Genomic DNA, 26543 nt, shown 5'->3' on the forward strand with positions numbered 1-26543 from the left:
TTACAACATCGTGGATTAAGTTAAAGCCTTTTTCTTGTTGTAACCAATCACAAAGTTACGGAAAATTGAAAGCAATTTGCAACGATTTCTCGCATGTTATCCATGTTGATATTGTTGTAACTAATCACAAAGTTACAGACGATTTAATATGCCCGCTCTTTGTACGACTTCAAATAATGAAGGTTTAAAGTATCCATTACAAAAGATTTCAAGCAGTAAATTATGTCCTCGTCCTTTTTCTGACGTAAGATGTCGAGAAAGATGATAAAAACCATCCTCTTGCTTTTCGTATTTGATTTTTTTTAGCCAAAATCCTGAACGTGTTATGTATAGCCAATCTTGAAATTGGAAAGGTGCATAGCGACAGTCCCAATCAGGAGGATAACCTTGAAGTAATGTTCTGTACTCTATGCTGGAAAGACGAAAGTCGATGCATTCTTCTGCTTCCCAATGCACACTATCGGGATTTGGGTATTCGACTCCGTAGATGATTATATTATCTTGCTTATTCATTTTATAAAGAATTAAGGTTTTTATTTTCAACGTGTTAACTTTCGTGTTTTGGAATTTAGAACTAAGGTTTTGTTCGTTTGCTATTGAACTTTAGAGAACTTGTTTGTGTAAATTTAGTTGAGCATCAAATGTTTTTATAGAAAGGAATTTACATAAACTTAGAGATTATTAATATAAGATATTAGTTCAATAGGTTTACGACTCACATTAAGTTTACAATTCCAAAAAAATCGCTGCGAATAACGGAAACTCCAGTATCTTTGACTAATTGGAATTGAATTTATTTTTGTTATCAAGGAAGGCTTATCAATCCATGCTACAAAAAAGGTTGTGTTTAAATATTGATCTGCCTGGAATTTATTATAGAGATATTCAGAATCATTATGTAGGTTGATGTCTTGGGTTTTTAGCCAGTTGTCGCGTTCTTTTGTTTTATGGGAAAAATAAATTTGCATATGAATATCACCTCGTAGTTGCTCTATGCTATCATTCCCTCTTTTAATAAGCTTTATGTCTCTTTTGGAAATGGTAGTAGCGAGGTTTTTGTCTGCGTCGGGGATAAGAGACGTTTTCAACTCTATATTTTTACCCTTTACCAAAAAATCAATATCTATATTTTCCCCATCTTCCAAATAATTCGTGGAGCTTAAAGTGATATCATTATTTGCAAACCATTTTGCAATCGCTAATTCTCCAATATATCCACGCAATTTGCAATCAAACTGAACATTTTTATGTCTGTATCTGAGATTGTTAATAAACTCGTGCTTTTTTGTTTTTTCAATACACAATATAACATCCTCTTTTGATATTTCTAACTTGATTATGTCTTCTATTGTGACCATATTCATTTTATTGGTATAAAATTCATTATTTTTGTCTTAAATTTCATGTAAATTGCAAATCTAAATGTACAAGAAAAGAAAAAGTACATTTTTTTTGAAAGTTACGCTCCACGTTAGCAAAGATATGCAAAAAATAAAGAACATAATCAAAAAATCCTTTTTGTTTGGTGCTTTCATTTTAAGTAATGCTACTGAGATGAAAACCTAATTAACTCGTTAATAATTTTTTAGCTTTTCCGTATTTTAAATACACTTTTATTTCATACCTTTGCTCCGAAGTTAAATGTTTATATTTCATCGTCTTAAGTAATTATTCGATAAAGGAACTACAACCAAGAGACACATTTCAAAATTATGTTAGATTTAAAAATTCCTCCTATCGTTGTTCTTTCTATTTTTTCGGGAGTAATTATCTCCATTCCTTTTGTTTTTCCTTTTTATGAAGTGAAATCCATTTGGTTATCTACTATTTTTATTATTTCGGGAATAGTAGTTGCACTGATGGGAGTTTCGGAATTTAGAAGATTAAAAACAACGGTTAATCCTACAACGCCTGAAAAAAGTAGTCGAATGGTTAGTACAGGAATTTATAGATTTAGTCGAAATCCGATGTACTTAGGAATGGCATTTGGATTGATAGGATTGGTTTTTTATTTTGGAAATTGTCTTTCATGGTTTGGAGTTGCAGGGTTTGTAGCATACATTACCTATTTTCAGATTATTCCTGAGGAAGTGGTTTTAAAAAGAATCTTTGGCAAATCATATGAGGATTATTGTCAAAAAACAAGGCGTTGGTTGTGAAAAGAATAGATGAAATACCATAAAAAATATAGATTATCAAGAAATGGAATTAGCAAAAGAACTTGAATTTATACTAACCTTAGATAAACTCAAAAACGTACAGCGTCGCAATTATAATTTAGACGATACACGTAGAGAAAACTCGGCAGAACATTCATGGCAAGTGATGGTTTTGGCTCAAATAATGTATCCGTATGCCAAGAATAAGGAGCAAATCGACTTGTTTCGTGTTATGAAAATGCTTTCTATTCACGACATAGTAGAAATTGATGCTGGAGACACCTTTGTCTACGATGAAAAGGCGATGGTTGGAAAGTACGAACGTGAATTGGCATCAGCAAAGCGTATTTTTGGGATATTGGGAGAGCCTTTGAGTGCCGAATTTTTAGCTTTGTGGGAAGAATTCGAGTCAGGAGAATCTGCTGATGCAATTTTTGCTTCGGCAGTGGATAGAATTATACCTTTTATACTGAATGCCCACACTTCAGGTAAAAGTTGGAGGGAGGCCAAAGTGAGTGCCGAAAAGGTACGAAATATTGTAGGGGCAGCGGTGGAAAAAGGTTCCGAAGAGCTAACCGAATTATTTGAAATTCTATTACAACGAAGTATTGATACAGGAAAAATCGTACATATAAATAACGATTAGACTTAGTGAGATTCAAGTAAAACATTCAAAAAAAGATATATTATGAAAGTAACTTATTTAGGACATGCTTGTGTCAATATTGAGATTAACGGCAAGTTCTTCTTGGTTGACCCTTTTATTTCGGCCAATCCTTTAGCTAAACATATTGATATTTCCGATGTTAAAGCAGATTATATTCTACTTACACACGCACATCAGGATCATATTTTGGATGCCGAATTTATTGCTAAAAGAACGGGAGCAAAACTGATTACCAATCCAGAGATACTGGCTCACTACAGATCTTTAGGTTTGGACGGACACGAAATGAATATTGGAGGTTCATACCGATTTGAGAATGGAACTGTGAAAATAAAAATGACAAAAGCTGTACATTCGTCTTCGTTTTCTGACGGTAAGTATGGAGGAAATCCCGCAGGTTTTTTGATTAACTATGAAGGCTTAACAGTCTATATTTCAGGAGATACAGCACTACATTTGGATATGACCATTATTCCAAGCCAATATAAAGTAAATTTAGCGGTTCTTCCAATAGGGAATAATTATACAATGGGAGTCCGAGATGCTTTAACAGCGGCCAAATTCGTAGATGCTATCCATACCCTTGGAGTGCATTATGATACTTTTGATGTTATCAAAATCGATCGTCAAGCGTCAATAGATAAATTTGCAGCAGAAAATAGGAAATTACATTTGTTAAATATTGGGGAAAGCTTTGATGTAAAGGATTTTAGGTAATCTCTATGGATTAAAGTTTATGTACTTAAACACAAATTGTCTAACTATTGGAAGCAAAATATCTTTTGGTTCTGAAAATAACTTTTTTAGTTAAAAGTTTCATTTTTCAGACATAAACTTGTTTAGCTTCTGTAAAATATGTAAGAAACATTTTGAATACGAAAATTAGTAATTTAGCTTTAGTATTATCATTGATTATTAGTCAAATGGCTATATCGCAAGAGGTGAATCATCAACATCGTTTGGATACGATACTGCCTATTATTGAAAAGATTGAATACAACCGATATGGGAGTGCGTTATCGAAAATGTTTGAAATTGACGATAAAGACCAACAAGGTATTTTTAGACCATCGGAATATCGACCAATTTATTTGATACCTTTTCGTTGGACAGATAGAATGAATCGGCAACCACAAAATACCAATCCACTTAGGGGAAATCCGCCATATCGGGATTTTCAGGATGTAGAAACGAAATTTCAAGTAAGTTTGAAAACCAAAGTTTGGCAGGATTTTTTAGGTTCCAAAGGAGATATTTGGGTAGCTTTCACACAACAGGCATATTGGCAGGTTTATAATGGAGAATTGTCCCGTCCGTTTCGGGAATTAAATTACGAACCCGAGGTCATGTATTTAATTCCTTTGAACTTATCCGCGGGAGGCTTTAAATGGCGTTTGACGGGACTTTCTTTAAATCACCAGTCTAATGGAAAGGAACATCTCTATTCCCGAAGTTGGAATCGAATTATTTTAATGAATGCTTTCGAGTGGGGAGATTTTATGTTTATAACCCGATTTTGGCGACGTATGAGTGAAAAGAAAAATGATAATGATAATCCAGATATAATTGATTATGTAGGAAGAGCTGAATTAAATGTGTTTTACATGGCTAAAAGACATCAAATTCTATTTTTAACACGTAACAATCTGAACTTCAAAAACAATAGAGGATTTGGCGAGTTGACCTATGTACATTCTGTTGGTAAAGGAGGATTACGACTTTTTGCTCAGGTATCCACAGGCTATGGAGATTCGCTCATCGAATATAACCACAAACAAAATACAATTGGGGTAGGTATCATGCTCTCCAGCTTTTAATAAAAAGTTCGGGTGAGATAAAATTATAAGAAAATGAAGCTATTCGATACTTTTCGAACAGCTTCATTTAGCTTTATTTTTTATTTCTTAACTTTTTTAGTGCTGATAGAGCTTAAGTAAAGAAATTTAATAGAAGAATTAGTCTCTAATTTTTATTTTGTATTGAGAATCTGTAAAATAGGGTAGTATCTTTTTTTAAAATCGTTATAAATTAGGTTTTGTAATGTTTTTTAGTTGTAGATTAACTGTTAAATACGTAAATTTGTATTCAATTTTAAAAAACTATAAACAAATAATTAACAGTTAATAATGGCAGCACTATTTAAAACATCTATTGCTCGAAAGGTGGCGATGGCTCTATCGGCACTTTTCCTGATTGTCTTTTTGGTGATACACTTGGCGGTGAACTTTACTTCGGTTTTTAGTGCCAGTTTGTTCAACGATTTATCACATTTTATGGGAACCAATCCCTTGGTTCAAGGCGTGATGCAACCCATTCTGATGTTGGGAGTTATTTTCCACTTCGTGATGGGTTTTGTTTTGGAAATCCAAAATCGCAAAGCCCGTGGAGCTAACGCTTATGCCCGTTACAACGGAGCGGCAAACTCCACTTGGATGTCACGTAATATGATTATCAGTGGTGCGTGTATCCTCCTATTTTTGTTATTTCACTTGAAAGATTTTTGGGTACACGAAATGACCGTGAAGTATGTAAACGGAGATATGTCAGGCTTGTCAGCCGACGGAGGTTTCCGCTACTATACTGACCTTATCGTAGCTATGAGTAATCCTATTCGCGTGGCGGTGTACGTGTTAAGTTTTGTTTTCTTGTACCTACACTTGATTCACGGATTCCAATCATCATTCCAATCAATGGGTTGGAAAGATGATAAACGCAAAAAAATCATCAGCAAATTAGGTAGCATCTATTCTTTGGTGATTTGTGGCGGATTTGTTTTCGTTGCTTTGTTCCATTATTTTAATCATTTATTAGGGAAATAACTATGAAGAAATTAGATTCAAAAATTCCAGAAGGTCCTATCGCGGAGAAGTGGACAAAACATAAAAATAAAATCAATTTGGTAAACCCTGCAAATAAACGTAATATTGATATTATTGTTGTAGGAACGGGGCTTGCAGGAGGTTCTGCTGCAGCTACATTGGCTGAATTAGGTTATAATGTTAAGGCGTTTGCTTATCAAGATTCGCCACGTCGTGCTCACTCTATCGCTGCACAAGGAGGTATCAACGCTGCGAAAAACTATATGGGTGACGGAGACTCTAACTACCGACTTTTTTATGATACGGTAAAAGGGGGGGACTTCCGTGCTCGCGAAGCTAACGTATACCGTTTGGCTGAGGTTTCAGGAAATATCATCGACCAATGTGTGGCTCAAGGAGTTCCGTTGGCTCGTGATTACGGCGGATTGTTGGACAACCGTTCGTTTGGAGGGACGCAAGTTTCCCGTACTTTCTATGCAAAGGGACAGACAGGACAACAGCTTTTGCTTGGAGCATATTCAGCAATGAACCGACAAATAGCTCGTGGAAAAATTGATATGTACAATCGCCATGAAATGTTGGATGTTGTGGTAGTTGACGGCAAGGCTCGTGGAATTATTGCTCGTGATTTGGTTACAGGTGAAGTAGAACGCCATTCAGCTCATGCAGTGGTAATTGCAACGGGAGGTTACGGAAACGTATATTTCCTTTCTACCAACGCCATGGGCTGTAACGGAACGGCAGCTTGGAAGACTCACAAAAGAGGAGCATTCTTCGCGAATCCTTGTTTTACGCAAATCCACCCAACTTGTATTCCACGTTCGGGAGATTATCAATCAAAATTGACATTGATGTCTGAATCGCTTCGTAACGACGGACGTATTTGGGTGCCTAAAAATATGGATGATGTGTATGCTATCCGTGAAGGACGTAAAAAACCAACTGAAATTGCAGAGCAAGACCGTGATTATTACTTGGAAAGACGTTATCCTGCTTTCGGAAACTTGGCTCCGCGTGATATCGCTTCACGTGCTGCTAAAGAGCGTTGCGATGCAGGTTACGGAGTGAATGCAACAGGCGAGGCTGTGTATTTGGACTTCTCTTCTGCTATTGAGCGTTACGGAAAGGAACAATGTAAAATCCACGGAATTGAAAATCCTTCCAAAGAAGAAATTATAAAACGGGGAGAAAAAATTATTGAGGCAAAATACGGAAACCTTTTCCAAATGTATGAAAAAATCGTTGATGAAAATCCGTATAAAACGCCAATGATGATTTACCCTGCAACGCACTACACAATGGGCGGAATTTGGGTAGATTATAACTTAATGACTACAATACCAGGATGTTACTGTATCGGTGAGGCGAACTTCTCTGACCACGGAGCAAACCGATTAGGGGCTTCTGCTTTAATGCAAGGTTTGGCAGACGGATATTTCGTTCTTCCTTATACTATCGGAGATTATTTGGCGGCTGACATTCGTACAGGAAAAATCTCAACAGATTTGCCTGAATTCGTTGAAGCAGAGCGTGTTGTAAAAGAGCGTTTGGCATTCTTCATCAATAATAAAGGAACGAATTCGGTAGATTATTACCACAAAAAACTTGGAAAAGTGATGTGGGATAAAGTAGGAATGGCACGTAACGCACAAGGATTGAGAGAAGCTATTCAGGAAATTCGTGAAATTCGTGAAGACTTCTGGAAAAACGTTAAAGTTACTGGAGAACTTACAGGAATGAATACCGAGCTTGAAAAAGCAGGTCGTGTAGCTGATTTCTTGGAGCTTGGAGAGCTTTTTGCCAAAGATGCTTTGGAGCGAAACGAATCGTGCGGAGGACACTTCCGTGAAGAGTATCAAACTCCTGACGGTGAAGCACTTCGCGATGACGAAAATTATGCTTATGTAGCGGCTTGGGAATACACAGGGAACCCTAATGAGGTGAAATGTACCTACAATCCAAGCGAGGAAATTATGCATAAAGAAGAATTAGAGTTTAAAGATATAAAATTAGCACAACGTAGTTATAAATAGGAGAAAGAAGGAATAGAAAAATAGAAAGATTAGAAGAATAGAAAGATTATAAGGAGATAGGTTTGTAACAATGTTAAATAAAGTTACGTCATATAAAGAATTAGTCGTTTGGCAAAAATCAATGGATTTAGTCAAGAGAGTATATGAAGTAACTCGCTTATTTCCTGAGGAAGAAAAATTTGGGTTAACAAGCCAAATTCGCCGAAGTGCAGTGTCGATACCATCCAATATAGCAGAAGGTTGGGGACGAGCCTCTTTGAGAAGTTGCTTAAACTTTTTAAGAATAGCACAAGGCTCTCTTTTTGAATTGGAAACTCAAATATATATAGCAAAAGGATTGGGTTTTTCATCGGACAGTCATATAGAAGAACTCATTTCTGAAATAGGAAAAATGATAGGTTCGATGATTTTCAAAATGAAATCCAGAGATAATATCCAAAGCGACCCAAAAAACTGAAAATTCTATATATCTAATCATTCTTACTTCCTAATCTCCCTAAACCCTAAGTACAATGAATTTAACATTAAAAATTTGGAGACAGAAGAACGCCAACGAAAAAGGTCGTATGGTAGAATATAAAGTAACCGATATTTCCGAGCATATGTCGTTCTTGGAAATGATGGATATACTTAATGAAAGTTTGGTAGCCAAAGGTGAAGAGCCTGTGGCGTTTGACCACGATTGTCGTGAGGGAATCTGTGGTATGTGTTCGCTTTTCATCAATGGGGAAGCTCACGGGCCTGACCGCGGAATTACTACATGTCAGTTGCATATGCGTATGTTCAATGATGGTGATACCATCACTATTGAGCCTTGGAGAGCAACCGCTTTCCCTGTAATTAAAGACTTGATTGTGGACAGAACTGCTTTCGAGCGTATCCAACAAGCAGGAGGATATATTTCAGTAAATACTTCGGGAAATACGCAAGATGCTAATGCGATTCCAATCCCGAAATTCGATGCTGACCGCTCAATGGATGCTGCTTCTTGTATTGGCTGTGGAGCTTGTGTGGCGACGTGTAAAAACTCATCAGCGATGTTGTTTGTAGCGGCAAAAGTGTCACAATTTGCATTGCTTCCACAGGGACGTGTAGAGGCTGCTGATCGTGTGATGAACATGGTACACCAAATGGATTTGGAAGGTTTCGGAAACTGTACCAACACAGGAGCTTGTGAGGTAGAATGTCCGAAAGGTATTTCTTTAGAAAATATCGCGCGTATGAACCGTGAGTATTTGAAAGCAAGTTGCCGATAGATAACCATTAGAATAAATCGGATGGGTAGAGAGCATAAAATATTCCCTATTACATATCAGGGGGATGTTTTATGCTTTTTTTTGGATTGCTGTGAGAAATACTTAACATTCACTTAATATATGATTTCGTGAAAAGATGCATTTTTGTCGCATCAAACTAACTTTAATATTTAACACAAACAAAATGAAAAATTGGTTTTTAAATTTAGCCTTAATTTTATGTGCTACAATGACTTATGCTCAGGGAATAGTTACCGGTAAGGTCATTGATGGCGAGTTTAACGCACCGCTCTTGGGAGCTAATGTACTCATTCAAGGAACTACCAAAGGAGTATTTACCGATGCTGATGGAAAATTTTCATTGCAAGTGGACAGTGACAGTGGAGTTTTGGAAATCTCTTATTTAGGATTTGTTACAAGACAAGTACCTTTCAAATTGACAAGCGGTAAGGCTAATATCAATGTAACCTTACAATCCGACGCTGAGAGTTTGGGAGAGGTTGTTGTTACGGGAGGTACTATTATTGACGTAGTTAAGGATCGTCAAACACCAATTGCTGTTTCAACCATTCCAGCAGTAGTAATTCAGGAAAAGGTAGGAAATCAAGAATTTCCTGAAATTATGAAACATACACCTTCTGTACAAGTTGCTGGACAGGCTGGAGGTTATGGAGATGCTCGTGTGAACGTACGTGGCTTTACCCAAGATAATACAGCATACCTTCTTAATGGTCAGCCAATTAATGGTATGGAAGATGGCAAGGTATACTGGAGTAACTGGTCAGGGCTTTCTGATATAGCTAATGCTGTTCAAATTCAACGTGGATTGGGGTCTTCAAAATTAGCAATTTCTTCAGTAGGAGGTACCGTTAATATTGTAACTAAAGCCACAGATAAGAAAGAAGGTGGTTTAATAAGGGGTACCATTGCAAATGGAAATTATGTGAAGTCAACTGTGGGATATAGTACTGGTTTAACAGAAAAAGGATTTGGAGCGAGTATTTTGTTTTCTCATTGGCAGGGAGATGGTTACAATCACGGAACAAAGGGGCAAGGACAGACTTATTTTATTTCTTTAGGTTGGAAGATTAATGATAATCATTCGCTAAATCTTTTGGCAACGGGAGCTCCTCAATGGCACGACCAAAATTACACAAAAGCTATTTCAAGTTATCTTAAGTATGGACTTAAATACAATAATAATTGGGGATACAGAGATGGTCAATACTATTCAACTCGAAGAAATTTCTATCACAAACCTGTATTTAACTTGAATTGGGATTGGAATATTTCTGACAGAAGTTCATTATCAACTGTTTTGTATGCTTCGATAGGGCGAGGAGGAGGAACAGGACCTCTTGGAAGTACTTTAACAAATTCTGATACTGGACTTATTGATTTTGCAGAAATACAAAAACGTGATGCGGGAAAAGAAACTGCTACTTATGGAAATAAGGGGTTGGCAATGCGAGCTTCCTATAATAACCATTTTTGGTATGGAGGTGTAGCTAATTTTCAACATAATCTCTCTGATAAATTTACTTTGAATCTCGGGACAGATATCCGTAGATATGAAGGAGATCACTTTAGAGCAGTGACAGACCTTTTTGGGTTCACAAATTATGAAGATTCTACAAGAGGTCGTTTTTATGGAAAAAATGTTGTAAATAAGGCACATACAACAAATCCTTGGAAGGCAATGACACAAAAAGTGGAAGAAAGTCAGAGAATCGCTTGGGATTATTCTGAAACAATTACATACGGAGGACTTTTTGGACAAGCTGAATACAAAACGGAGCATATTTCAGCATATGTTCAGGGTTCTATATCAAGACAGCAGCATACAAGAACGGATAGATATCAATATGCTTCGGGTAATCAGGAGGCTTCAAAAGTGTATAACAACGGATTCAATGTTAAAGGAGGGGTAAACTGGAAAATAAATTTACAACATAACGTGTTTGCTAATGTTGGTTATTATTCTCGTCAGCCTTACCACGATAACGTCTACTTGAATTATAAAAACGATGTTAATCCGTTAGCTCAAAATGAAAAGATATTTGGGATAGAAGCTGGATATCAGTTCAATAGTGATATTTTTGATGCAAATCTTAACTTATATCGTACTTCTTGGAAAGATAGAGTTACTGCTAAGTCAACAACTGATGCTACTACAAACCTAACAACGTATACAACTAATTCAGGTTTAGGACAATTGCACCAAGGAGCAGAACTTGATTTTAGAATAAAACCATCCCAATTAATTCAGTTTAATGGTTTTGTTTCATATGGGAATTGGGAGTATCAAGATAACTCATTGACCAAAACGTATGATGATGATCTACAATTGATTAATGAAAAAGTAGAAGATGTTAAAGGAGGAAAAGTAGGTGACTCTCCTCAGTTTCAGGTAGGTATGGGATTTGTTTTAAATCCTATAGATAGATTGAAGTTTGATGTTGATTGGAAGTATAACGATAATCTATATGCGGATATTGTTTTGAAAGATAATTTAAAATTACCTTCTTATAATCTATTTGATGCGGGAATTTCGTATAGATTACCTTTGGTAAAAGATCAAAGTATTGCTTTCCGATTTAACGTAAATAACTTATTTGATACCACTTACATAGCTGAGGTAAGTTCAGACAGAGGTAAAATATATAGGGTAGATGGTAAAACCAAAGAGACCTATCAAGGATTGGATGTTCGGAATTTAGTTCGTTTCGGTTTCGGAAGAACTTGGAACTTTGGTATAACTTACAGATTTTAATTGTCAAATATAAATTAGTAAATAGGCTATCCGAAAGGTCGATTTTAAATAAAAGTGTGTTTTTAATATATTTATTATCAATAACTTATTTTTTAAAATCATTAAAATTAGACTTTTCGGGTGGTCTATTTGTGTAAATAGAATATTTATGAAAAAAATATACTTTCAAAGATTTATTTTTTTATTAATTTCATTACTTTTCATTGGATGTAACCCATCTAAGACAGGTGTCAGTAAGGTCGAGGAGAACTATGTGCTGTTTGTGTCTTTCGACGGTTTCCGACACGATTATGCAGAAAAGTATAATCTTCCTAACTTCAAGAAATTAGCAAAAGAAGGAGCTACAACTCCAATGCTATTATCTTCATTTCCAAGTAAAACTTTTCCAAACCATTATTCTCTTATCACAGGTATGTATCCTGGTAATCATGGTATAGTAGATAACAAATTTTATGATCGTGGTCGTGATGCAGTTTATGCCATCGGTGATAGAGCTAAGGTACAAGATGCTCATTACTATCAAGGATATCCACTTTGGCAATGGTTACAGTCCAAAGGAATGAAAACAGCATCTTATTTTTGGGTTGGTTCAGAGGCTCCTATTCGAGGAGAATATCCAACCTATTACTATGATTATGACGGAAAAGTATCCAATGAAGCTCGGATTGATGAAGTAGCTCGTTGGTTTCAATTACCTAAAAATGAACGTCCTCGATTCGTCACACTTTACTTTTCATTGGTAGATACGGAAGGTCATAATTCTGGGCCAAACTCTCCAAAAATGCGAGAAACTGTACAGGAAGCTGATCGATTGTTAGGACTTATTATGCAAAAAGTTAAAGACATCAATCTGCCTATTTACACCATTGTGGTGTCTGACCACGGGATGATTGAAATGGATTCCTCCCAAGATATTTTTATAAATTTGGAAGAAGTCATCAAAGCAACTAAAGACAAGGCGAATATTATTAGCAACGGAATGCACGCTCAGGTTTATGTCAACAACCCTGCTGATAAAGCTGAGGTTTACAATCTTTTGAAAGCTGAGTTACCTGCAAAGGTCAAGATATACTACAGAGAACAAACTCCTGCTCACTGGCATTATTCAAAAAGTTCACAGATTGGAGATATTATTTTAGTGGTTGATGCTCCTAATTATATGATTCACAGAGCAAATCATCCGCTAACACGATTGAAAAATAAATGGGGAACACACGGTTATGACCCTTATGTAACGCCTGATATGGGCGGTATATTCTATGCTATAGGGCCTAAAATCAAGAAAGGTTACAAAGTTCATACTTTCGAAAATGTCAATGTATATCCATTAATAACCAGAATTTTAGGAGTAGATAATCCTGAAAATATTGATGGGAAACCAGAAGTTTTGGCTCCCATATTGAAGTAAGAATATTTTTTGTACCTTTGCCTTGCTCCTGACTTTGATGGGGTGAAACGAAGGTCGGAATTACATTTTTTTTGTAGCCTCGACTTATGTACTGTTTCTGTTGATTATTCTTCAACAGTTTACATAGGTCGAGGCTATTTATAATAATTACATAATAATCTTTTAAAAACAAAATCTATGAAAATAGTAAAAAAACTTTTGAAAATCACAGTTATTTTTGTTGTGCTACTTGTGTTGGCTATGGTAGCTATTCCATTTTTCTTCAAGGATAAGATAAAGGAAAAAGCCATTAGCTTGGTTAATGAAAATATCAATGCAACAGCCTCATTAGAGGATGTTTCTCTCAGTTTATTCCGTAGCTTTCCAAAGGCTGATGTTACCCTCACCAACTTTAGTATAGTCAACAAAGAACCGTTCGTAGGGGATACTTTATTTACAGCACAGAAAATAGCTGTTAAAGTAAGTGTGACCGATTTGTTGTCAGGTAATTACAACATATTAGGCTTCGATTTGAAAGATGCGTCAGTTTTCATTCATATGAATAAAGAAGGGCAGGGAAATTTTGATATAGCTTTGCCTTCAGAAACAACACAAAAGGAAAGTCAGTCCACCCCATTCAAGTTAGGGATACAGTCTTATAATATTGAAAACATGAAGTTTACATTCAAGAATGACGATGGTGATATGCATTTGCTTTTGGATGAACTGAACCATACTGGAAAAGGAAATTTTGAAAACGAAGTATTAGATTTGAATACGAAGACCGATCTGAAAATATCATTTTCGATGGACAAAAGCAATTTTATGAATAGAATTCCCGTTTCGTTGGATGCTATTTTAGGAATTGATTTGAATCAGCAAAAGTATACGTTTAAGGAAAACAAAGCAATTATTAATCGTTTGGAGCTCGTTTTCGATGGATTTGTAAAATTATTAGAAAACGGACAGCATTATGACCTAACTTTTAATGCTCCGTCAAACAGTTTTCAAAGTTTCTTAGCGTTAATTCCAGAGGCGTATTCCAAAGAAATTGAAAAAGTGAAAACTACTGGCGATTTTACACTAAAAGGAAATGTCAAAGGGGACATGGTAGGGGATAAAATACCAACATTTGCTATGGAAATGACCTCTCAAAAAGCTTCATTAAAGTATCCTGATCTACCCAAAAGTATACAAAATATCAACATTGATTTGAAAGTAAAAAATACAACGGGAATTATGAATGATACTCAAGTCAATTTGGATAAATTTACAATGACTATTGATCAAGATCATTTTACAGCTAAAGCCCATGTGTACAACGTAGTTGACAATCCGAAAGTAAATGCTGCATTGAAGGGAACGGTAAATTTAGCAAATCTTTCACAAGCCTATCCTATATCTTTAGACAAACAATTGAAAGGAATTTTTAAAGCCGATATAACCACCGAATTAGATATGAATTCGGTTGAAAAACAGAAGTTTGAAAATATTAAAAGTCAAGGAGTTGCATCTTTACAGCAGTTCGTTTATGAAGGTGAAGAATTCGTGAAACCTTTCCATATTGACGAAGCAAACTTAGATTTTTCAACGGCTCACATTCAATTGAGTAAATTTATTTCACATGTCGGAGATTCTGATTTAAAACTTAACGGGCGTCTGGATAATTTATTTGGATTTCTATTCAAAAATGATGTTTTGAAAGGGAATTTTGCTTTGAATTCTAATAAATTAGTAATTGCAGATTTTATGCAACCTGCAACCAATCCAATAGAAAATCCAACAGAAAGTCAATCTAAAGAAGTAACAACAGCTTCATCAACAACGACAACATTAAAAATTCCATCATTTTTAGATTGCACGTTCGTAGCAAATGTTGAAACGGTAATTTATGACAATTTAGAATTAAAAAACACCTCTGGGAAACTGATTATCAAAGAGGAAAAAGTGCATTTGGAGAATTTAAGAACTGATATCTTAGGAGGAAATGTGGCTATTAGTGGTAATGTATCAACTAAAGATGCTATTCCAACTTTTGCTATGGGCTTGGATATGTCAAAATTAAATATTGTAGAGGCATTTACAAAAATAGAAATGCTATCAAAAATAGCTCCTATTTCTAAAGTTTTGCAAGGAAAAATAAATACTGTAATTAATGTTACAGGGAATTTGAAGAATGATATGACCCCCGATTTGAGTACTCTTTCTGGAGATATTTCCGCAGCTTTGGTCGATTCGAAAGTTAAGAGCGAAGAGTCTAAACTATTGACTTCCTTAGCTTCAAATTTTCAAAGTTTGGATTTCTCAAAATTGAGTTTGAAAGATTTGAAAGTAACAGGGAAATTCAAAGATGGTAAGGTAAATGTAGAACCGTTTAAAGTGAAATATAAAGATATGTCGATTGATGTAGCTGGAACGCATGGTTTTGACCAAGTGATGGACTACAATGTGGTGTTTAACCTGCCACCACAAATGTTGGGAAGTGAAGCAAGTGCAACATTAACCAAACTCACAGGAAATCAAGCAAAGGTAGATAACATTGCCATAACTGCCTTACTTGGAGGGACATTCGACAACCCTAAAATTTCAACCGATATGAAACAGTCAGTGGCCAATTTAGCTTCTCAAATAGCTAAAAATCAAATTAATAATCTTAAAGATAAAGGAACAGATGCCCTCAAAGGATTGATTTCATCTAAAACAGATTCAACTACTGCAGGAAAAGCTAATCAACTTATTGAGGGATTGACAACAAAAAGAGACAGTACTATAAACAAGGTCAAAGACGATGTCAAAGAGAAAGCTAAAGAGGAAGTTAAAAATCAAGCAAAAGGACTTTTAAAAGGTATTTTTGGAGATAAAAAAGAGGAGAAATAGGGTTGTTTTAAGAATGAAAAGCCTGTATAAACCTAAATGTTTTCAGAAAAGTTTATATAGGCTTTGTCGTTTTTTTACATAGAATGTAAGTCTGTTATTTATTGCTGTAAGGTGTTCGTGGTTGTACAACATCCTTAAAACTTTAGTTTCTATATATTTACACATCATACATATATTTCACTTGCAAAAAAAAATAAAAAAAGTTGTATAAAATTGTAAAAAGATGTACCTTTACACTCGAATTTTAAATTAATCAAACAGCTTATGAAATTAAAAATTTTAACATTGTTCGCGTTTGTGTTCAGTTGGTGTTTGACACTTTCTGCACAGACGGTGTCAGTAAAAGGAACGGTTACTGACGAGAGTAAAGTGCCACTACCAGGCGTAAGTGTGTTGATCAAAAACACCACTCGTGGGGTCGCTACCGATTTTGATGGGAAGTACGAAATCAAAGCGAATCGAGGCGAGGTTCTTGTTTTCAGTTACTTAGGTTTTGTAACACAAGAAAAAGTAGTGGGGGGGGTAATAACCTGACTATCAACGTTTTACTTGTTGAAGAGGCTCAACAATTGGAAGATGTAGTAGTTGTTGGGTATGGAACTCAGAAAAAAGAAAACTTAACGGGAGCGGTAGCAACCGTTGATGCGAAGATATTGGATAGCCGTCCTGTAAGTAGCATCACACAGGCTTTGCAAGGAGCTGTTCCAGGGCTTAACTTTTCAGTAGGAAACGGAGGAGGTGAGCTTAATAACTCTCTTAGTATCAACATTCGGGGAGCTGGAACTATCGGGGATACCACCTCGTCTCCGTTGGTGCTAATCGATGGTATGGAAGGTAACTTGAATACGCTCAACCCACAAGATGTAGAAAGTATTTCAGTACTGAAAGACGCTGCTTCAAGTTCTATCTACGGTTCGAGAGCTGCTTTTGGGGTTATTTTGGTAAAAACAAAATCAGGTAAGGAAGGGCGAATTTCCGTAAATTACAATCAGAACTTCAGAATGAGTTCAGCTTTGCTACAGCCCAGAATGCTGGATTCTGAAAGTTTTGCCTACTATTGGAATGAAGCTGCTCAAAATGCAGGTACAAATCTTCCTTTTTCAGACGAAATTATTCAAAAGATAATTAAATACAAAAATGGAGAGCTTAAAGATGCTACTGATTGGAACGAAAAACAAAGAAATTGGAATGCATACACTCAAAGTTGGGCAAATGTAGACTGGTTTAAACAATTCTACAGAAATAATGCACCTGCACAAGAACACAATTTAAGTGTCAGTGGAGGTACTGAAAAAGTTAATTTCTTCTTCTCTGCAAACATATTAGACCAAGAGGGTTTATTGCGATACAACACTGATAAGAGACAACGTAAAAGTGTCGTAGGTAAATTCACAGCAAAACTTCACGATAAAATTAAGTTAGATTACAAGACCCAATTTATTAGAATTGATGACAATAAACCTATTTGGGGTGGACCTCTTTTCTACCACAACGTAGCTCGTCGTTGGCCGACTCTACCCGTGTATGATCCTAATGGTTTTTACAAAGAAGGTAATGAAATTGCTCAGTTAGAGGGAGGTACGTCTTTCGGTCAAGAAGATGAATTTATACAGCAATTGTCTTTTGTTATTACTCCCATCAAAAATTGGAATATCCACGTAGAAGGAAATTATAAAACTAAAAACATATTTAATAACTCATATGCTCTTCCTATTTACTATTATGACAATAACAAAAAGCCTGTTGTATTTCCGTTTGGAGGCATTGGATTAAATAAAGCAGGACAAACTTACGTGTCTGAGTATGGTTACAAATCAGAGTTTTATAGTCCTAATATCTACTCAAATTATAGTTTTTCCATAAATGATATACATAACTTTAAGCTAGTTGCTGGTTTCCAAGCAGAACTTAATAAATACAGAAGTTTATCGGCAAGTAGAGATGGGTTATATACCCCTGATGTTATCACAATCAATACTACATATGGTGATAATGACAACGTAGGCGGAGAGAAGCAACACTGGGCAACCGCAGGTTTCTTCGGTAGAATAAACTATGATTTAGCAGGTCGTTACCTATTTGAGTTCAATACACGTTATGACGGTACCAGCCGTTATTTACGTGACCAACGTTGGAACTTGTTTCTTTCAGGTTCGTTTGGTTGGAACGTAGCTCGTGAAGACTTCTGGAAGTCACTGGGAGGTTTTACTGAACATATAAGCACTTTAAAACCAAGGGTTTCTTACGGTAAATTAGGTAACCAAAATATCAAGAATTGGTATCCTTTCTTCCAGTCAATGCCATTGGGAGCTTCCAATGGATATTGGTTGATAAACAATCAACGTACAAATACCGCTTCTGCTCCTGGTTTGGTAAGTAGTTTGCTTACTTGGGAAAGAGTATCGACTGCTAACTTTGGGCTTGACATTAATATGTTCAAGAACCGCTTAGGAGTCGTATTTGACTACTTCGTCAGAAAAACAGAAGGAATGGTGGGGCCTGCTCCTGAATTACCTTCTGTATTAGGAACAGGAGTACCTCGTTATAACAATACAGATATGGAATCCAAAGGATTTGAGCTTGAGTTAAGTTGGAATGACCGATTAGAAAACGGTCTTGGATATTCTGCAAAATTCACTTTGACTGATAGTAGACAGTTTGTAACCAATTATCCTAACGAGAAAAAATTACTTAATCAACCATGGTATAGTGGCAAAGAGGATAAAGAAATATGGGGATATATTACCAAAGGAATTGCCAAAACAGATGCTGAGATGACGGAACATCTTGCTAAAAACACACCTTCTTGGGGAAGTAATTGGGCTGCAGGAGACATTATGTACGAAGACTTGAACGGTGACGGCAAGGTTAACAATGGAGATAACACAGTGGATAATCCTGGAGATTTAAGAATTATTGGTAACGCTACTCCCCGCTATAATTTTGGGCTTAGCTTAGGTGCAGATTGGAAAGGGATTGATGTTAGCCTATTCTTCCAAGGAACGGCTAAGCGAGATCTTGACCTGAGAGATGTTTATTTCCGAGGTGCTAATGGAAATAGATGGCAAAATGCAGGGTATGTTGAACACTTGGATTACTTCCGTCCCGAAGGCACTAAGAGTCCTTTTGGACCTAATGTAGATTCATACTATCCTCGTCCTATTGAAAATAGTGGATGGAAAAACTTTGAACCTCAAACTCGATGGTTGCAAAATGGAGCATATATTCGTTTGAAAAATGTTCAGGTGGGTTACACAGTGCCTGCTGATATTACTAAATCAATTGGGGTAACGAAACTACGTTTTTACATTTCAGCTGAAAATATTTGGACGTACACCAAGCTAACAAAAATATATGACCCAGAAACTTTTGGAGGAGCTTGGGGAGAAGGGAAGATTTATCCTTTATCAAAAGTGGTCTCTACTGGACTTAGTTTAACTTTCTAAAAGAATAACGAAGATGAAAAATAAAATTAAAAAAACGTTTTTATTACTTGTTGCAACAAGTTTAGGAGTGGCATCTTGTAATGATTTTTTGGATAGAGAACCTCTATCAAATGTTACGCCCAAGGATTTTCTTAAATCAGAGTTAGATTTGGCTACCTATACCGTTACAAGATATGGGTTATTCCCCACACATTCGGGGTGGAATGCGGGTACTTTTATTCATGACAATGGTACCGACAATCAAGCAGGCCCTGGAGCTAGTAATATTTGGCTTCCAGGAGAGGTGCGTGTACCCTCATCAGGAGGATCTTGGGACTTTTCGACGATTCGTCAAATTAACTACTTTTTTGAACAGGTTTTACCTCGTTATGAAAAGGGAGAAATAGTAGGAGATAAAGGTAATATTGAGCATTACATAGGGGAGGCTTATTTTTTGAGAGCCTACGAATATTTCAACAAATTAACTTCATTAGGAGATTTTCCAATAATAACGAAAGTTTTGCCCGAGGATAAGGGAGAACTAATAGCAGCCTCTAAACGTGCTCCCAGAAATGAAGTAGCTCGATTTATTCTTTCAGATTTGGATAAGGCTATAGGGTTGTTGAAATCAGCTCCTTTTTCTAATAAAAACAGAATTAACAAGGAGGTAGCTTTATTGTTTAAATCAAGAGTAGCATTGTATGAAGGAACTTGGTTAAAGTATCACGCTGGTACGGCACGCGTTCCAGGTGGTCCTAACTGGCCTGGTGCTAAATCTCATACAGGATTTTCTTTAGATGTAACAGCTGAGAGTAATTATTTTTTAGATCAAGCAATGAATGCTGCTGAACAGGTAGCGGATGCCGTCAAGTTAGTAGAAAGTAATCATCAAACTCAGCAAACCAAAGCTTTGGAAAATCCATATTTCAAAATGTTTGCAGATCTTTCTATGACAAGTTATAGCGAAGTGTTAATGTGGAGACAGTATAATGCAGAATTCTCAGGACATCACACTATGCACTATTTGAATGGAGGAGCTTCATCAGGGTATACAAGAAATTTTGTAGAAACATTTCTTATGAAAAATGGCTTACCTATATATGCACCTGGTTCTGGTTATAAAGGTGATACAGAGATAGTTGATGTTCGTGCTGATCGTGATGAAAGATTGCAACTATTCATGGTCCAACCTAAAGACACCTTGGTTTATGAAGGAGTGAGCAAGCCTTTAGTAGCACCTTATCCTGAGTTATTGGATAATAATGAGCGTAAAGCCGTTACTGGGTACAATGTTAAAAAAGGAGTTTACGGAAAAGGAGGTAAATACTTGGTAGGTGCTAATCCAACCGAAACTGGTTGTATTGTGTTCAGAGCTACAGAAGCTTATTTGAACTATATAGAGGCTTCTTACGAGAGAACAGGAAGTTTGAACGGTAAAGCTACCTCATACTGGCAAAAATTACGCTCAAGAGCGGGACTTCCAGAGGATCCTAACGTTACTATCGCTGCAACCGATTTGTCACAAGAAAGGGATTGGGGTAAATACTCAGCAGGTAACGTAATTGACGCTACCCTCTACAATATCCGCAGAGAGAGACGATGCGAATTCATAGCAGAAGGAATGAGATGGAACGATTTGAAACGTTGGAGATCATTAGATCAGGTAAAAAATTATGTGATAGAAGGTTTTAATTTGTGGGATTCTATGTACACAAATTATAAAAATAAAGAAGGAGAAACTGTTCTAAAGGCTTTACCAGAGTCTAATCCTAACGTTTCTGCGAAATCTCAGAGCAAGTATTTACGACCATATCAAATAGTGAAAAACAATAACAAATTTTTTGATGGATACAATTGGACACCTGCTCACTATTTGTCTCCAATTGCTTATGAGCATTTTGTCATAGCCAGTCCAGATGGAACAGAAGAGAGTTCAGTGATTTATCAAAATCCTAACTGGCCGACAAAATCTGGAGGAACTCCATTGGATTAAGTAAAATTTCAAGAACTCTATCTTGGCAAAATTTGACAATGAGGTAAAAAAACTCATTGTATTGATACGGTTATAAGAGTTATAGTGAAATCACTTTCATTATAACTCTTATTTTTATAGATATGTGCTAAGAAAAGATTGTTTTGTGATTTGTTTAATATCCGTCAAACCAAGAGTTAGGAAAAACGGTTAATAGCTTAATGGATAAAAATTAAGCTAAAAACTCTGGAAGTCTTATTTTTACTGTCTTTGTAAAGGTTTAAAATTTGGTCGTGTTATAAAAAGTATGATGGTAGTTCTGCTTCGCCTGAGAAATGCCATAATTGAAAAAAAATGGGAGTTTTTCAAATATACGAAATTCTCAGGCAACTTATTTAGAAAATTTTGGTCTAAAAAATAGTCTAATTTTTATTCATTATCCTAATATTTACAACACCCTTTTTTTCAATCTCAAACTATTTCCTACTACACTTACGGAGCTCAGTGCCATAGCGGCTCCTGCAAGCATCGGGTTGAGTAGAAATCCGTTGATGGGATAGAGAACCCCTGCCGCAATGGGAATACCGATGAGGTTGTAGATAAAGGCCCAAAATAAATTTTGACGAACGGCTGCTACCGTATGTTTTGATAAGCGAATAGCTTGTGGAATTTTGGTTAAATCTGACGAAATGAGCGTCATTTTGGCAACATCCATTGCGATATCAGAGCCTTTTCCCATCGCGATGCTCACATCTGCCGTGGCAAGTGCCGTACTATCGTTGATGCCATCGCCTACCATGGCTACTACTTTTCCTTGAGATTGCAGTTTTTTTACAAAGTCTGCTTTGTCTTGTGGCAAAACTTCTGCTTGATAATGTTCGATGCCCGTTTGTTGGGCAATAGCTTTTGCTGTAGCCTCGTTATCGCCCGTGAGCATATACAGTTCAATCCCCATTTGCTGCAATTCTTGGATAGCTTGGACGGAATTTTCCTTAATTTTATCCGAAATTGCCAAAACGCTCAATGCTTTTTCACTATCGGCAAACCAAATTACGGTTTGGGCTTGGTGTGTCCATTCGTTGGCTTTTTCAAGTAGCTTTGCATCAATATTGATATGATTTTCGAGCAGCAATTTTTGGTTGCCTACGAAATACATTTTATCATTAAATATCGCTTTGGCACCTTTGCCTGTGATGCTTTGGAAATTCGATATTTCAACAGTGGTTACCGAGTGGAGTTTAAGTGCAACCGCCTCTGCCAATGGGTGTTCGGATTGTTTTTCAATGCTTAGAAGAATACTTTCAGCAGAGTTATCGTTATTTAGCCAAAGGACATCAGTAACTTCAGGTTTTCCTTGGGTAATGGTACCCGTTTTATCAAGGATAACGGCATTAATTTTATTAGCAGTCTCCAAACTTTCAGCATCTTTAATTAAAATACCGTTTTCGGCACCTTTGCCCACACCTACCATTATTGCGGTGGGTGTAGCCAATCCCAAGGCACAAGGGCAAGCGATAATCAATACCGTAACGGCGGAAATCAAACCTTGTACCCATTGATTTTCAGCACCTAAAACTACCCAAAGTACAAATGTGAGTACCGCAATGGATAAAACAGCGGGAACAAAAACAGCAGCGATTTTGTCTGCTAATTTTTGTACAGGGGCTTTACTTCCTTGGGCATCTTGTACCGTTTTGATGATGTGAGCAAGGAGCGTTTCTTTGCCTACTTTCACTGCCTGAAACTGAAAACTTCCCTTTTGGTTGATGGTTCCTGCATAGACTTTTTCGCCTTCTTTTTTCTGTACCGGTACAGGTTCGCCACTCAGCATACTCTCATCTACAAATGAGTTTCCCTGTGTTACGATGCCGTCCACTGCAATTTTTTCACCGGGTTTCACGAGGATAATATCCCCTGTATTTACCGCTTCTATCGGTGTGATTTTTTCGGTATTTTCATGGAGTACTACCACGGTTTTGGGTTGCAATCCCATTAGTTTTTTGATAGCGGTAGAGGTATTTCCTTTGGCTTTTTCTTCCAAATACCTTCCTAATAAGATAAAGGCGATAATCACCAATGCTGCTTCAAAATACACATGAGGATGGATACCTATTTTGTGCAGATGCTCGGCAAAAATCATCATTACTACGCTAAAAAGATAAGCGATTCCTGTGCTGAGTGCCACGAGTGTATCCATATTGGCGGTGCGATGCTGGGCTTGTTTCCACGCATTCACAAAGAAATCTTTACCCAACCAAAATAGGACAGGGGTAGCAAACAACCACGAAATTTCGTTGCCATAGGGCATATCCATAAAAAACATCCCGATAATCACCACAGGAAGGGACAGAATAATCGCCCAAAACGATTTGAATTTTAGTTTTTTGAGTTTCTCTTCGTGAATATTTTCAAGGGTTTCTTGTTGTTTTTCTTCATTTTCAATGAGTAGGTCGTACCCGCCTTTTTGTACGGCTTTTTTTATTTCGGCAATGCTTGTTGCACTCGGAAAATATTCCACCGTGAGATTACCCGTGGCAAAATTTACCGAAGCCGATACGATGCCCTGGGTTTGCTTTACAATGTTTTCTGCCCCGCTGGCACAAGCCGCACAGCTCATGCCAAGGATGGGGTATGTTGCTTGAGTAATGGGTACTTTATAGCCTAATTTTTTTATTTTTTGTACTGCCAAAGCTACTGATTCTAGGTTTTTGGTATCTAGTACCACCCGCTGATTGTTGATTTCTACTTTAGCACTTACAACGCCTTCTATTTGTAAAAGTTCCTTTTCGAGGAAAGAAGTTGGGTCGGCGAGGAGGTTTGGAATAGGGATTTGTATTGTCATTTTCTGCTTATTGTTAACTTATTATACGTCTACTCAGTTTTTTTCGTTAGAGTTTTTACGAGTTAAATTCTGCTTCAAACTCTAATTTTTGAGCAAATATCGGAATAATATTTCAAAAATGACTATTTTAGATTTTCTAAGAATTATAAACTTACCAAGGTTTATATGACACATGTTAGGGAAATACAGGTAAATTTTGAGAGATTTGTAGATAAGTATATACTTATTCCTTTATATTATTACTCATATATAAGATAAGCTGTCATCATTAAATATACAATGATAGTTGTTTATCTTTTGAAAACTCAATAACTAAATAACACCCAATCCCGTATTGAAAAGTTTTTGACCCAAGAATAAGTTATTTTACGGTATTAATAAGTATTTTAAAGAGTAACATTCTAATTTTTCATTTACAAGTTTTTGATAATAAGTATGATAAGATAATATATGAGAAATATTTCAAAAAAACTTTACAAAACTTTTGGTGTTTTATAAAAAAGTATTACTTTTGCACCCGCTTTGGAAGGCAGTTAGCTATTAGCTTATGTCGTATAGCTTACAGCGCGAAGCAAAACGCTCAAAAAATATTTTGAAAAAAAACTTTGCAAAACTTTTGGTGGTTTAGAAAAAAGTATTACTTTTGCACCCGCTTTCGAAAAGCAGTTAGCTATTAGCTTATGGCGTATAGCTTACAGCACAAAGCAAAACGCTCAAAAAAAATATTTTGAAAAAAAAGTTTTCAAAAGTTTTGGTAGTTTAGAAAAAAGTATTACTTTTGCACCCGCTTTCGAAAAGTAGTTGGCTATTAGCTTATGGTATATAGCTTACAGCGCGAAGTGAAAAGTTCAAAAAAAAATATTTTGAAAAAAGTTTGGAAGTAAAGGTAAAAAGTTATTATCTTTGCACCCGCTTTGAGAGCTAATAGCTGTTAGCTAGTAGCTAAAAGCGAAGAGTAATAAAGTTCATTGAAAAAATTGTTGACAGCACAAGAATAAGATTTAAAGAATTATCCTAAGAGTCGATTACTTATTTGTTAAAGGTTACGATATTAAAGATTTTTAACGATGAAGAGTTTGATCCTGGCTCAGGATGAACGCTAGCGGCAGGCCTAACACATGCAAGTCGAGGGGTAAGGAGAGCTTGCTCTCCCTAGACCGGCGTACGGGTGCGTAACACGTGTACAATCTACCTTTTACTAAGGGATAGCCCGAAGAAATTTGGATTAATACCTTATAGTATTATTTTATGGCATCATTAAATAATTAAAGCTACGGTGGTAAAAGATGAGTACGCGTCCCATTAGCTAGTTGGAGTGGTAACGGCACACCAAGGCTACGATGGGTAGGGGTTCTGAGAGGGATGTCCCCCACACTGGTACTGAGACACGGACCAGACTCCTACGGGAGGCAGCAGTGAGGAATATTGGACAATGGTCGGAAGACTGATCCAGCCATGCCGCGTGCAGGATGACGGCCTTATGGGTTGTAAACTGCTTTTATACAGGAAGAATAAGGTCTACGAGTAGATTGATGACGGTACTGTATGAATAAGCATCGGCTAACTCCGTGCCAGCAGCCGCGGTAATACGGAGGATGCGAGCGTTATCCGGAATCATTGGGTTTAAAGGGTCCGTAGGCGGGCGTATAAGTCAGAGGTGAAAGCACTGAGCTCAACTGAGTAACTGCCTTTGAAACTGTATGTCTTGAATAGTTGTGAAGTAGCTGGAATGTGTAGTGTAGCGGTGAAATGCATAGATATTACACAGAACACCGATTGCGAAGGCATGTTACTAACGACCGATTGACGCTGATGGACGAAAGCGTGGGGAGCGAACAGGATTAGATACCCTGGTAGTCCACGCTGTAAACGATGGATACTAGCTGTTTGGTTTTCGGACTGAGTGGCTAAGCGAAAGTGATAAGTATCCCACCTGGGGAGTACGCACGCAAGTGTGAAACTCAAAGGAATTGACGGGGGCCCGCACAAGCGGTGGAGCATGTGGTTTAATTCGATGATACGCGAGGAACCTTACCAAGGTTTAAATGGGAAACGACGTACCTAGAGATAGGTATTTCTTCGGACGTTTTTCAAGGTGCTGCATGGTTGTCGTCAGCTCGTGCCGTGAGGTGTCAGGTTAAGTCCTATAACGAGCGCAACCCCTGCTGTTAGTTGCTAGCGAGTTAAGTCGAGCACTCTAACGGGACTGCCGGTGCAAACCGTGAGGAAGGTGGGGATGACGTCAAATCATCACGGCCCTTACATCTTGGGCTACACACGTGCTACAATGGCCGGTACAGCGAGCAGCCACTGCGTGAGCAGGAGCGAATCTA

17 protein-coding genes, 1 rRNA gene and 1 CRISPR repeat array (2 of these 19 running past the window's edge) are annotated in these 26543 nt (G+C 36.9%); of the genes, 15 read left to right on the forward strand and 3 right to left on the reverse strand.

What is annotated here, in order from left to right; all coding sequences use genetic code 11:
• Positions 1–83: direct repeats of the CRISPR family, unit length 47 nt; it begins 2505 nt to the left of the window's first position.
• A 49-nt stretch (positions 84–132) separates the two neighbouring features.
• Together ACF3OB_RS09140 and ACF3OB_RS09145 are read right to left on the reverse strand one after the other, a co-directional pair.
• Entirely contained in the window at positions 133–513 is a 381-nt protein-coding gene (locus tag ACF3OB_RS09140) for a hypothetical protein (RefSeq protein ID WP_392447509.1), read from the reverse strand.
• A gap of 158 nt (positions 514–671) precedes the next feature.
• Positions 672–1364 carry a hypothetical protein gene (locus ACF3OB_RS09145; RefSeq protein WP_042009176.1) on the reverse strand — a complete coding sequence of 231 codons (693 nt, stop codon included), beginning with the start codon at positions 1362–1364 and terminating at the stop codon, positions 672–674.
• A gap of 348 nt (positions 1365–1712) precedes the next feature.
• Between ACF3OB_RS09145 and ACF3OB_RS09150 the strand changes: the two genes are divergently transcribed.
• The 14 genes from ACF3OB_RS09150 to ACF3OB_RS09215 all read left to right on the forward strand — a co-directional run bounded on the left by ACF3OB_RS09150 (position 1713) and on the right by ACF3OB_RS09215 (position 21389).
• The gene (locus ACF3OB_RS09150) at positions 1713–2159 is read left to right on the forward strand and encodes a methyltransferase family protein (protein ID WP_119652944.1); all 447 of its coding nucleotides are present in this window, start codon (positions 1713–1715) and stop codon (positions 2157–2159) included.
• A 43-nt stretch (positions 2160–2202) separates the two neighbouring features.
• Complete coding sequence (locus ACF3OB_RS09155) at positions 2203–2805, forward strand: HD family hydrolase (RefSeq protein ID WP_042345088.1); 603 nt, start codon at positions 2203–2205, stop codon at positions 2803–2805.
• 42 nt (positions 2806–2847) lie between these two features.
• Positions 2848–3543 carry a metal-dependent hydrolase gene (locus ACF3OB_RS09160; RefSeq protein WP_095894431.1) on the forward strand — a complete coding sequence of 232 codons (696 nt, stop codon included), beginning with the start codon at positions 2848–2850 and terminating at the stop codon, positions 3541–3543.
• Positions 3544–3749: 206 nt separating this feature from the next.
• Positions 3750–4643 carry a phospholipase A gene (locus ACF3OB_RS09165; protein WP_119652946.1) on the forward strand — a complete coding sequence of 298 codons (894 nt, stop codon included), beginning with the start codon at positions 3750–3752 and terminating at the stop codon, positions 4641–4643.
• 309 nt (positions 4644–4952) lie between these two features.
• The gene (locus ACF3OB_RS09170; protein WP_392447512.1) at positions 4953–5645 is read left to right on the forward strand and encodes a succinate dehydrogenase cytochrome b subunit; all 693 of its coding nucleotides are present in this window, start codon (positions 4953–4955) and stop codon (positions 5643–5645) included.
• Positions 5646–5647: 2 nt separating this feature from the next.
• Positions 5648–7678, forward strand: a complete 2031-nt coding sequence (locus ACF3OB_RS09175; RefSeq protein ID WP_392420150.1) for a fumarate reductase/succinate dehydrogenase flavoprotein subunit — start codon at positions 5648–5650, stop codon at positions 7676–7678.
• 70 nt (positions 7679–7748) lie between these two features.
• Positions 7749–8135 (forward strand): four helix bundle protein, encoded by a 387-nt coding sequence (locus tag ACF3OB_RS09180; RefSeq protein WP_018279739.1) that lies wholly within the window; start codon positions 7749–7751, stop codon positions 8133–8135.
• 55 nt (positions 8136–8190) lie between these two features.
• Complete coding sequence (locus ACF3OB_RS09185; protein ID WP_042009162.1) at positions 8191–8934, forward strand: succinate dehydrogenase/fumarate reductase iron-sulfur subunit; 744 nt, start codon at positions 8191–8193, stop codon at positions 8932–8934.
• Positions 8935–9118: 184 nt separating this feature from the next.
• The gene (locus ACF3OB_RS09190; protein ID WP_392447514.1) at positions 9119–11707 is read left to right on the forward strand and encodes a TonB-dependent receptor; all 2589 of its coding nucleotides are present in this window, start codon (positions 9119–9121) and stop codon (positions 11705–11707) included.
• A gap of 148 nt (positions 11708–11855) precedes the next feature.
• The gene (locus ACF3OB_RS09195) at positions 11856–13115 is read left to right on the forward strand and encodes an ectonucleotide pyrophosphatase/phosphodiesterase (protein WP_095911820.1); all 1260 of its coding nucleotides are present in this window, start codon (positions 11856–11858) and stop codon (positions 13113–13115) included.
• Between the two features lie 177 nt (positions 13116–13292).
• A complete protein-coding gene (locus ACF3OB_RS09200; protein ID WP_392447516.1) occupies positions 13293–15971 on the forward strand; it encodes an AsmA-like C-terminal region-containing protein in 2679 nt (892 codons plus the stop codon).
• 264 nt (positions 15972–16235) lie between these two features.
• A complete protein-coding gene (locus ACF3OB_RS09205; protein ID WP_392447518.1) occupies positions 16236–16505 on the forward strand; it encodes a carboxypeptidase-like regulatory domain-containing protein in 270 nt (89 codons plus the stop codon).
• Between the two features lie 35 nt (positions 16506–16540).
• On the forward strand, positions 16541–19417 hold the full coding sequence (locus tag ACF3OB_RS09210; RefSeq protein WP_241693970.1) for a SusC/RagA family TonB-linked outer membrane protein: 2877 nt from the start codon (positions 16541–16543) through the stop codon (positions 19415–19417).
• 13 nt (positions 19418–19430) lie between these two features.
• Positions 19431–21389, forward strand: coding sequence for a RagB/SusD family nutrient uptake outer membrane protein (locus tag ACF3OB_RS09215; RefSeq protein WP_392447520.1), 1959 nt, complete (start codon positions 19431–19433; stop codon positions 21387–21389).
• A gap of 427 nt (positions 21390–21816) precedes the next feature.
• On the opposite strand, the gene ACF3OB_RS09220 is transcribed toward ACF3OB_RS09215, so the two are convergent.
• The gene (locus tag ACF3OB_RS09220) at positions 21817–24210 is read right to left on the reverse strand and encodes a heavy metal translocating P-type ATPase (RefSeq protein ID WP_392447522.1); all 2394 of its coding nucleotides are present in this window, start codon (positions 24208–24210) and stop codon (positions 21817–21819) included.
• Between the two features lie 1064 nt (positions 24211–25274).
• On the opposite strand from ACF3OB_RS09220, the gene ACF3OB_RS09225 reads away from it, so the two are divergent.
• Positions 25275–26543: ribosomal RNA gene (locus ACF3OB_RS09225) — 16S ribosomal RNA — on the forward strand; it runs 249 nt beyond the window's last position.

Origin of the sequence: Capnocytophaga canis (genome assembly GCF_043187445.1) — a bacterium.
In the GTDB taxonomy this organism is placed as follows: domain Bacteria; phylum Bacteroidota; class Bacteroidia; order Flavobacteriales; family Flavobacteriaceae; genus Capnocytophaga; species Capnocytophaga canis.

Excerpts from the sequence above, each read along its gene's own strand:
- ACF3OB_RS09140 (WP_392447509.1), bottom strand. The coding sequence starts at position 513 with ATGAATAAGCAAGATAATATAATCATCTACGGAGTCGAATACCCAAAT.
- ACF3OB_RS09145 (WP_042009176.1), bottom strand. The coding sequence starts at position 1,364 with ATGAATATGGTCACAATAGAAGACATAATCAAGTTAGAAATATCAAAA.
- ACF3OB_RS09150 (WP_119652944.1), top strand. The coding sequence starts at position 1,713 with ATGTTAGATTTAAAAATTCCTCCTATCGTTGTTCTTTCTATTTTTTCG.
- ACF3OB_RS09155 (WP_042345088.1), top strand. The coding sequence starts at position 2,203 with ATGGAATTAGCAAAAGAACTTGAATTTATACTAACCTTAGATAAACTC.
- ACF3OB_RS09160 (WP_095894431.1), top strand. The coding sequence starts at position 2,848 with ATGAAAGTAACTTATTTAGGACATGCTTGTGTCAATATTGAGATTAAC.
- ACF3OB_RS09165 (WP_119652946.1), top strand. The coding sequence starts at position 3,750 with ATGGCTATATCGCAAGAGGTGAATCATCAACATCGTTTGGATACGATA.
- ACF3OB_RS09170 (WP_392447512.1), top strand. The coding sequence starts at position 4,953 with ATGGCAGCACTATTTAAAACATCTATTGCTCGAAAGGTGGCGATGGCT.
- ACF3OB_RS09175 (WP_392420150.1), top strand. The coding sequence starts at position 5,648 with ATGAAGAAATTAGATTCAAAAATTCCAGAAGGTCCTATCGCGGAGAAG.
- ACF3OB_RS09180 (WP_018279739.1), top strand. The coding sequence starts at position 7,749 with ATGTTAAATAAAGTTACGTCATATAAAGAATTAGTCGTTTGGCAAAAA.
- ACF3OB_RS09185 (WP_042009162.1), top strand. The coding sequence starts at position 8,191 with ATGAATTTAACATTAAAAATTTGGAGACAGAAGAACGCCAACGAAAAA.
- ACF3OB_RS09190 (WP_392447514.1), top strand. The coding sequence starts at position 9,119 with ATGAAAAATTGGTTTTTAAATTTAGCCTTAATTTTATGTGCTACAATG.
- ACF3OB_RS09195 (WP_095911820.1), top strand. The coding sequence starts at position 11,856 with ATGAAAAAAATATACTTTCAAAGATTTATTTTTTTATTAATTTCATTA.
- ACF3OB_RS09200 (WP_392447516.1), top strand. The coding sequence starts at position 13,293 with ATGAAAATAGTAAAAAAACTTTTGAAAATCACAGTTATTTTTGTTGTG.
- ACF3OB_RS09205 (WP_392447518.1), top strand. The coding sequence starts at position 16,236 with ATGAAATTAAAAATTTTAACATTGTTCGCGTTTGTGTTCAGTTGGTGT.
- ACF3OB_RS09215 (WP_392447520.1), top strand. The coding sequence starts at position 19,431 with ATGAAAAATAAAATTAAAAAAACGTTTTTATTACTTGTTGCAACAAGT.
- ACF3OB_RS09220 (WP_392447522.1), bottom strand. The coding sequence starts at position 24,210 with ATGACAATACAAATCCCTATTCCAAACCTCCTCGCCGACCCAACTTCT.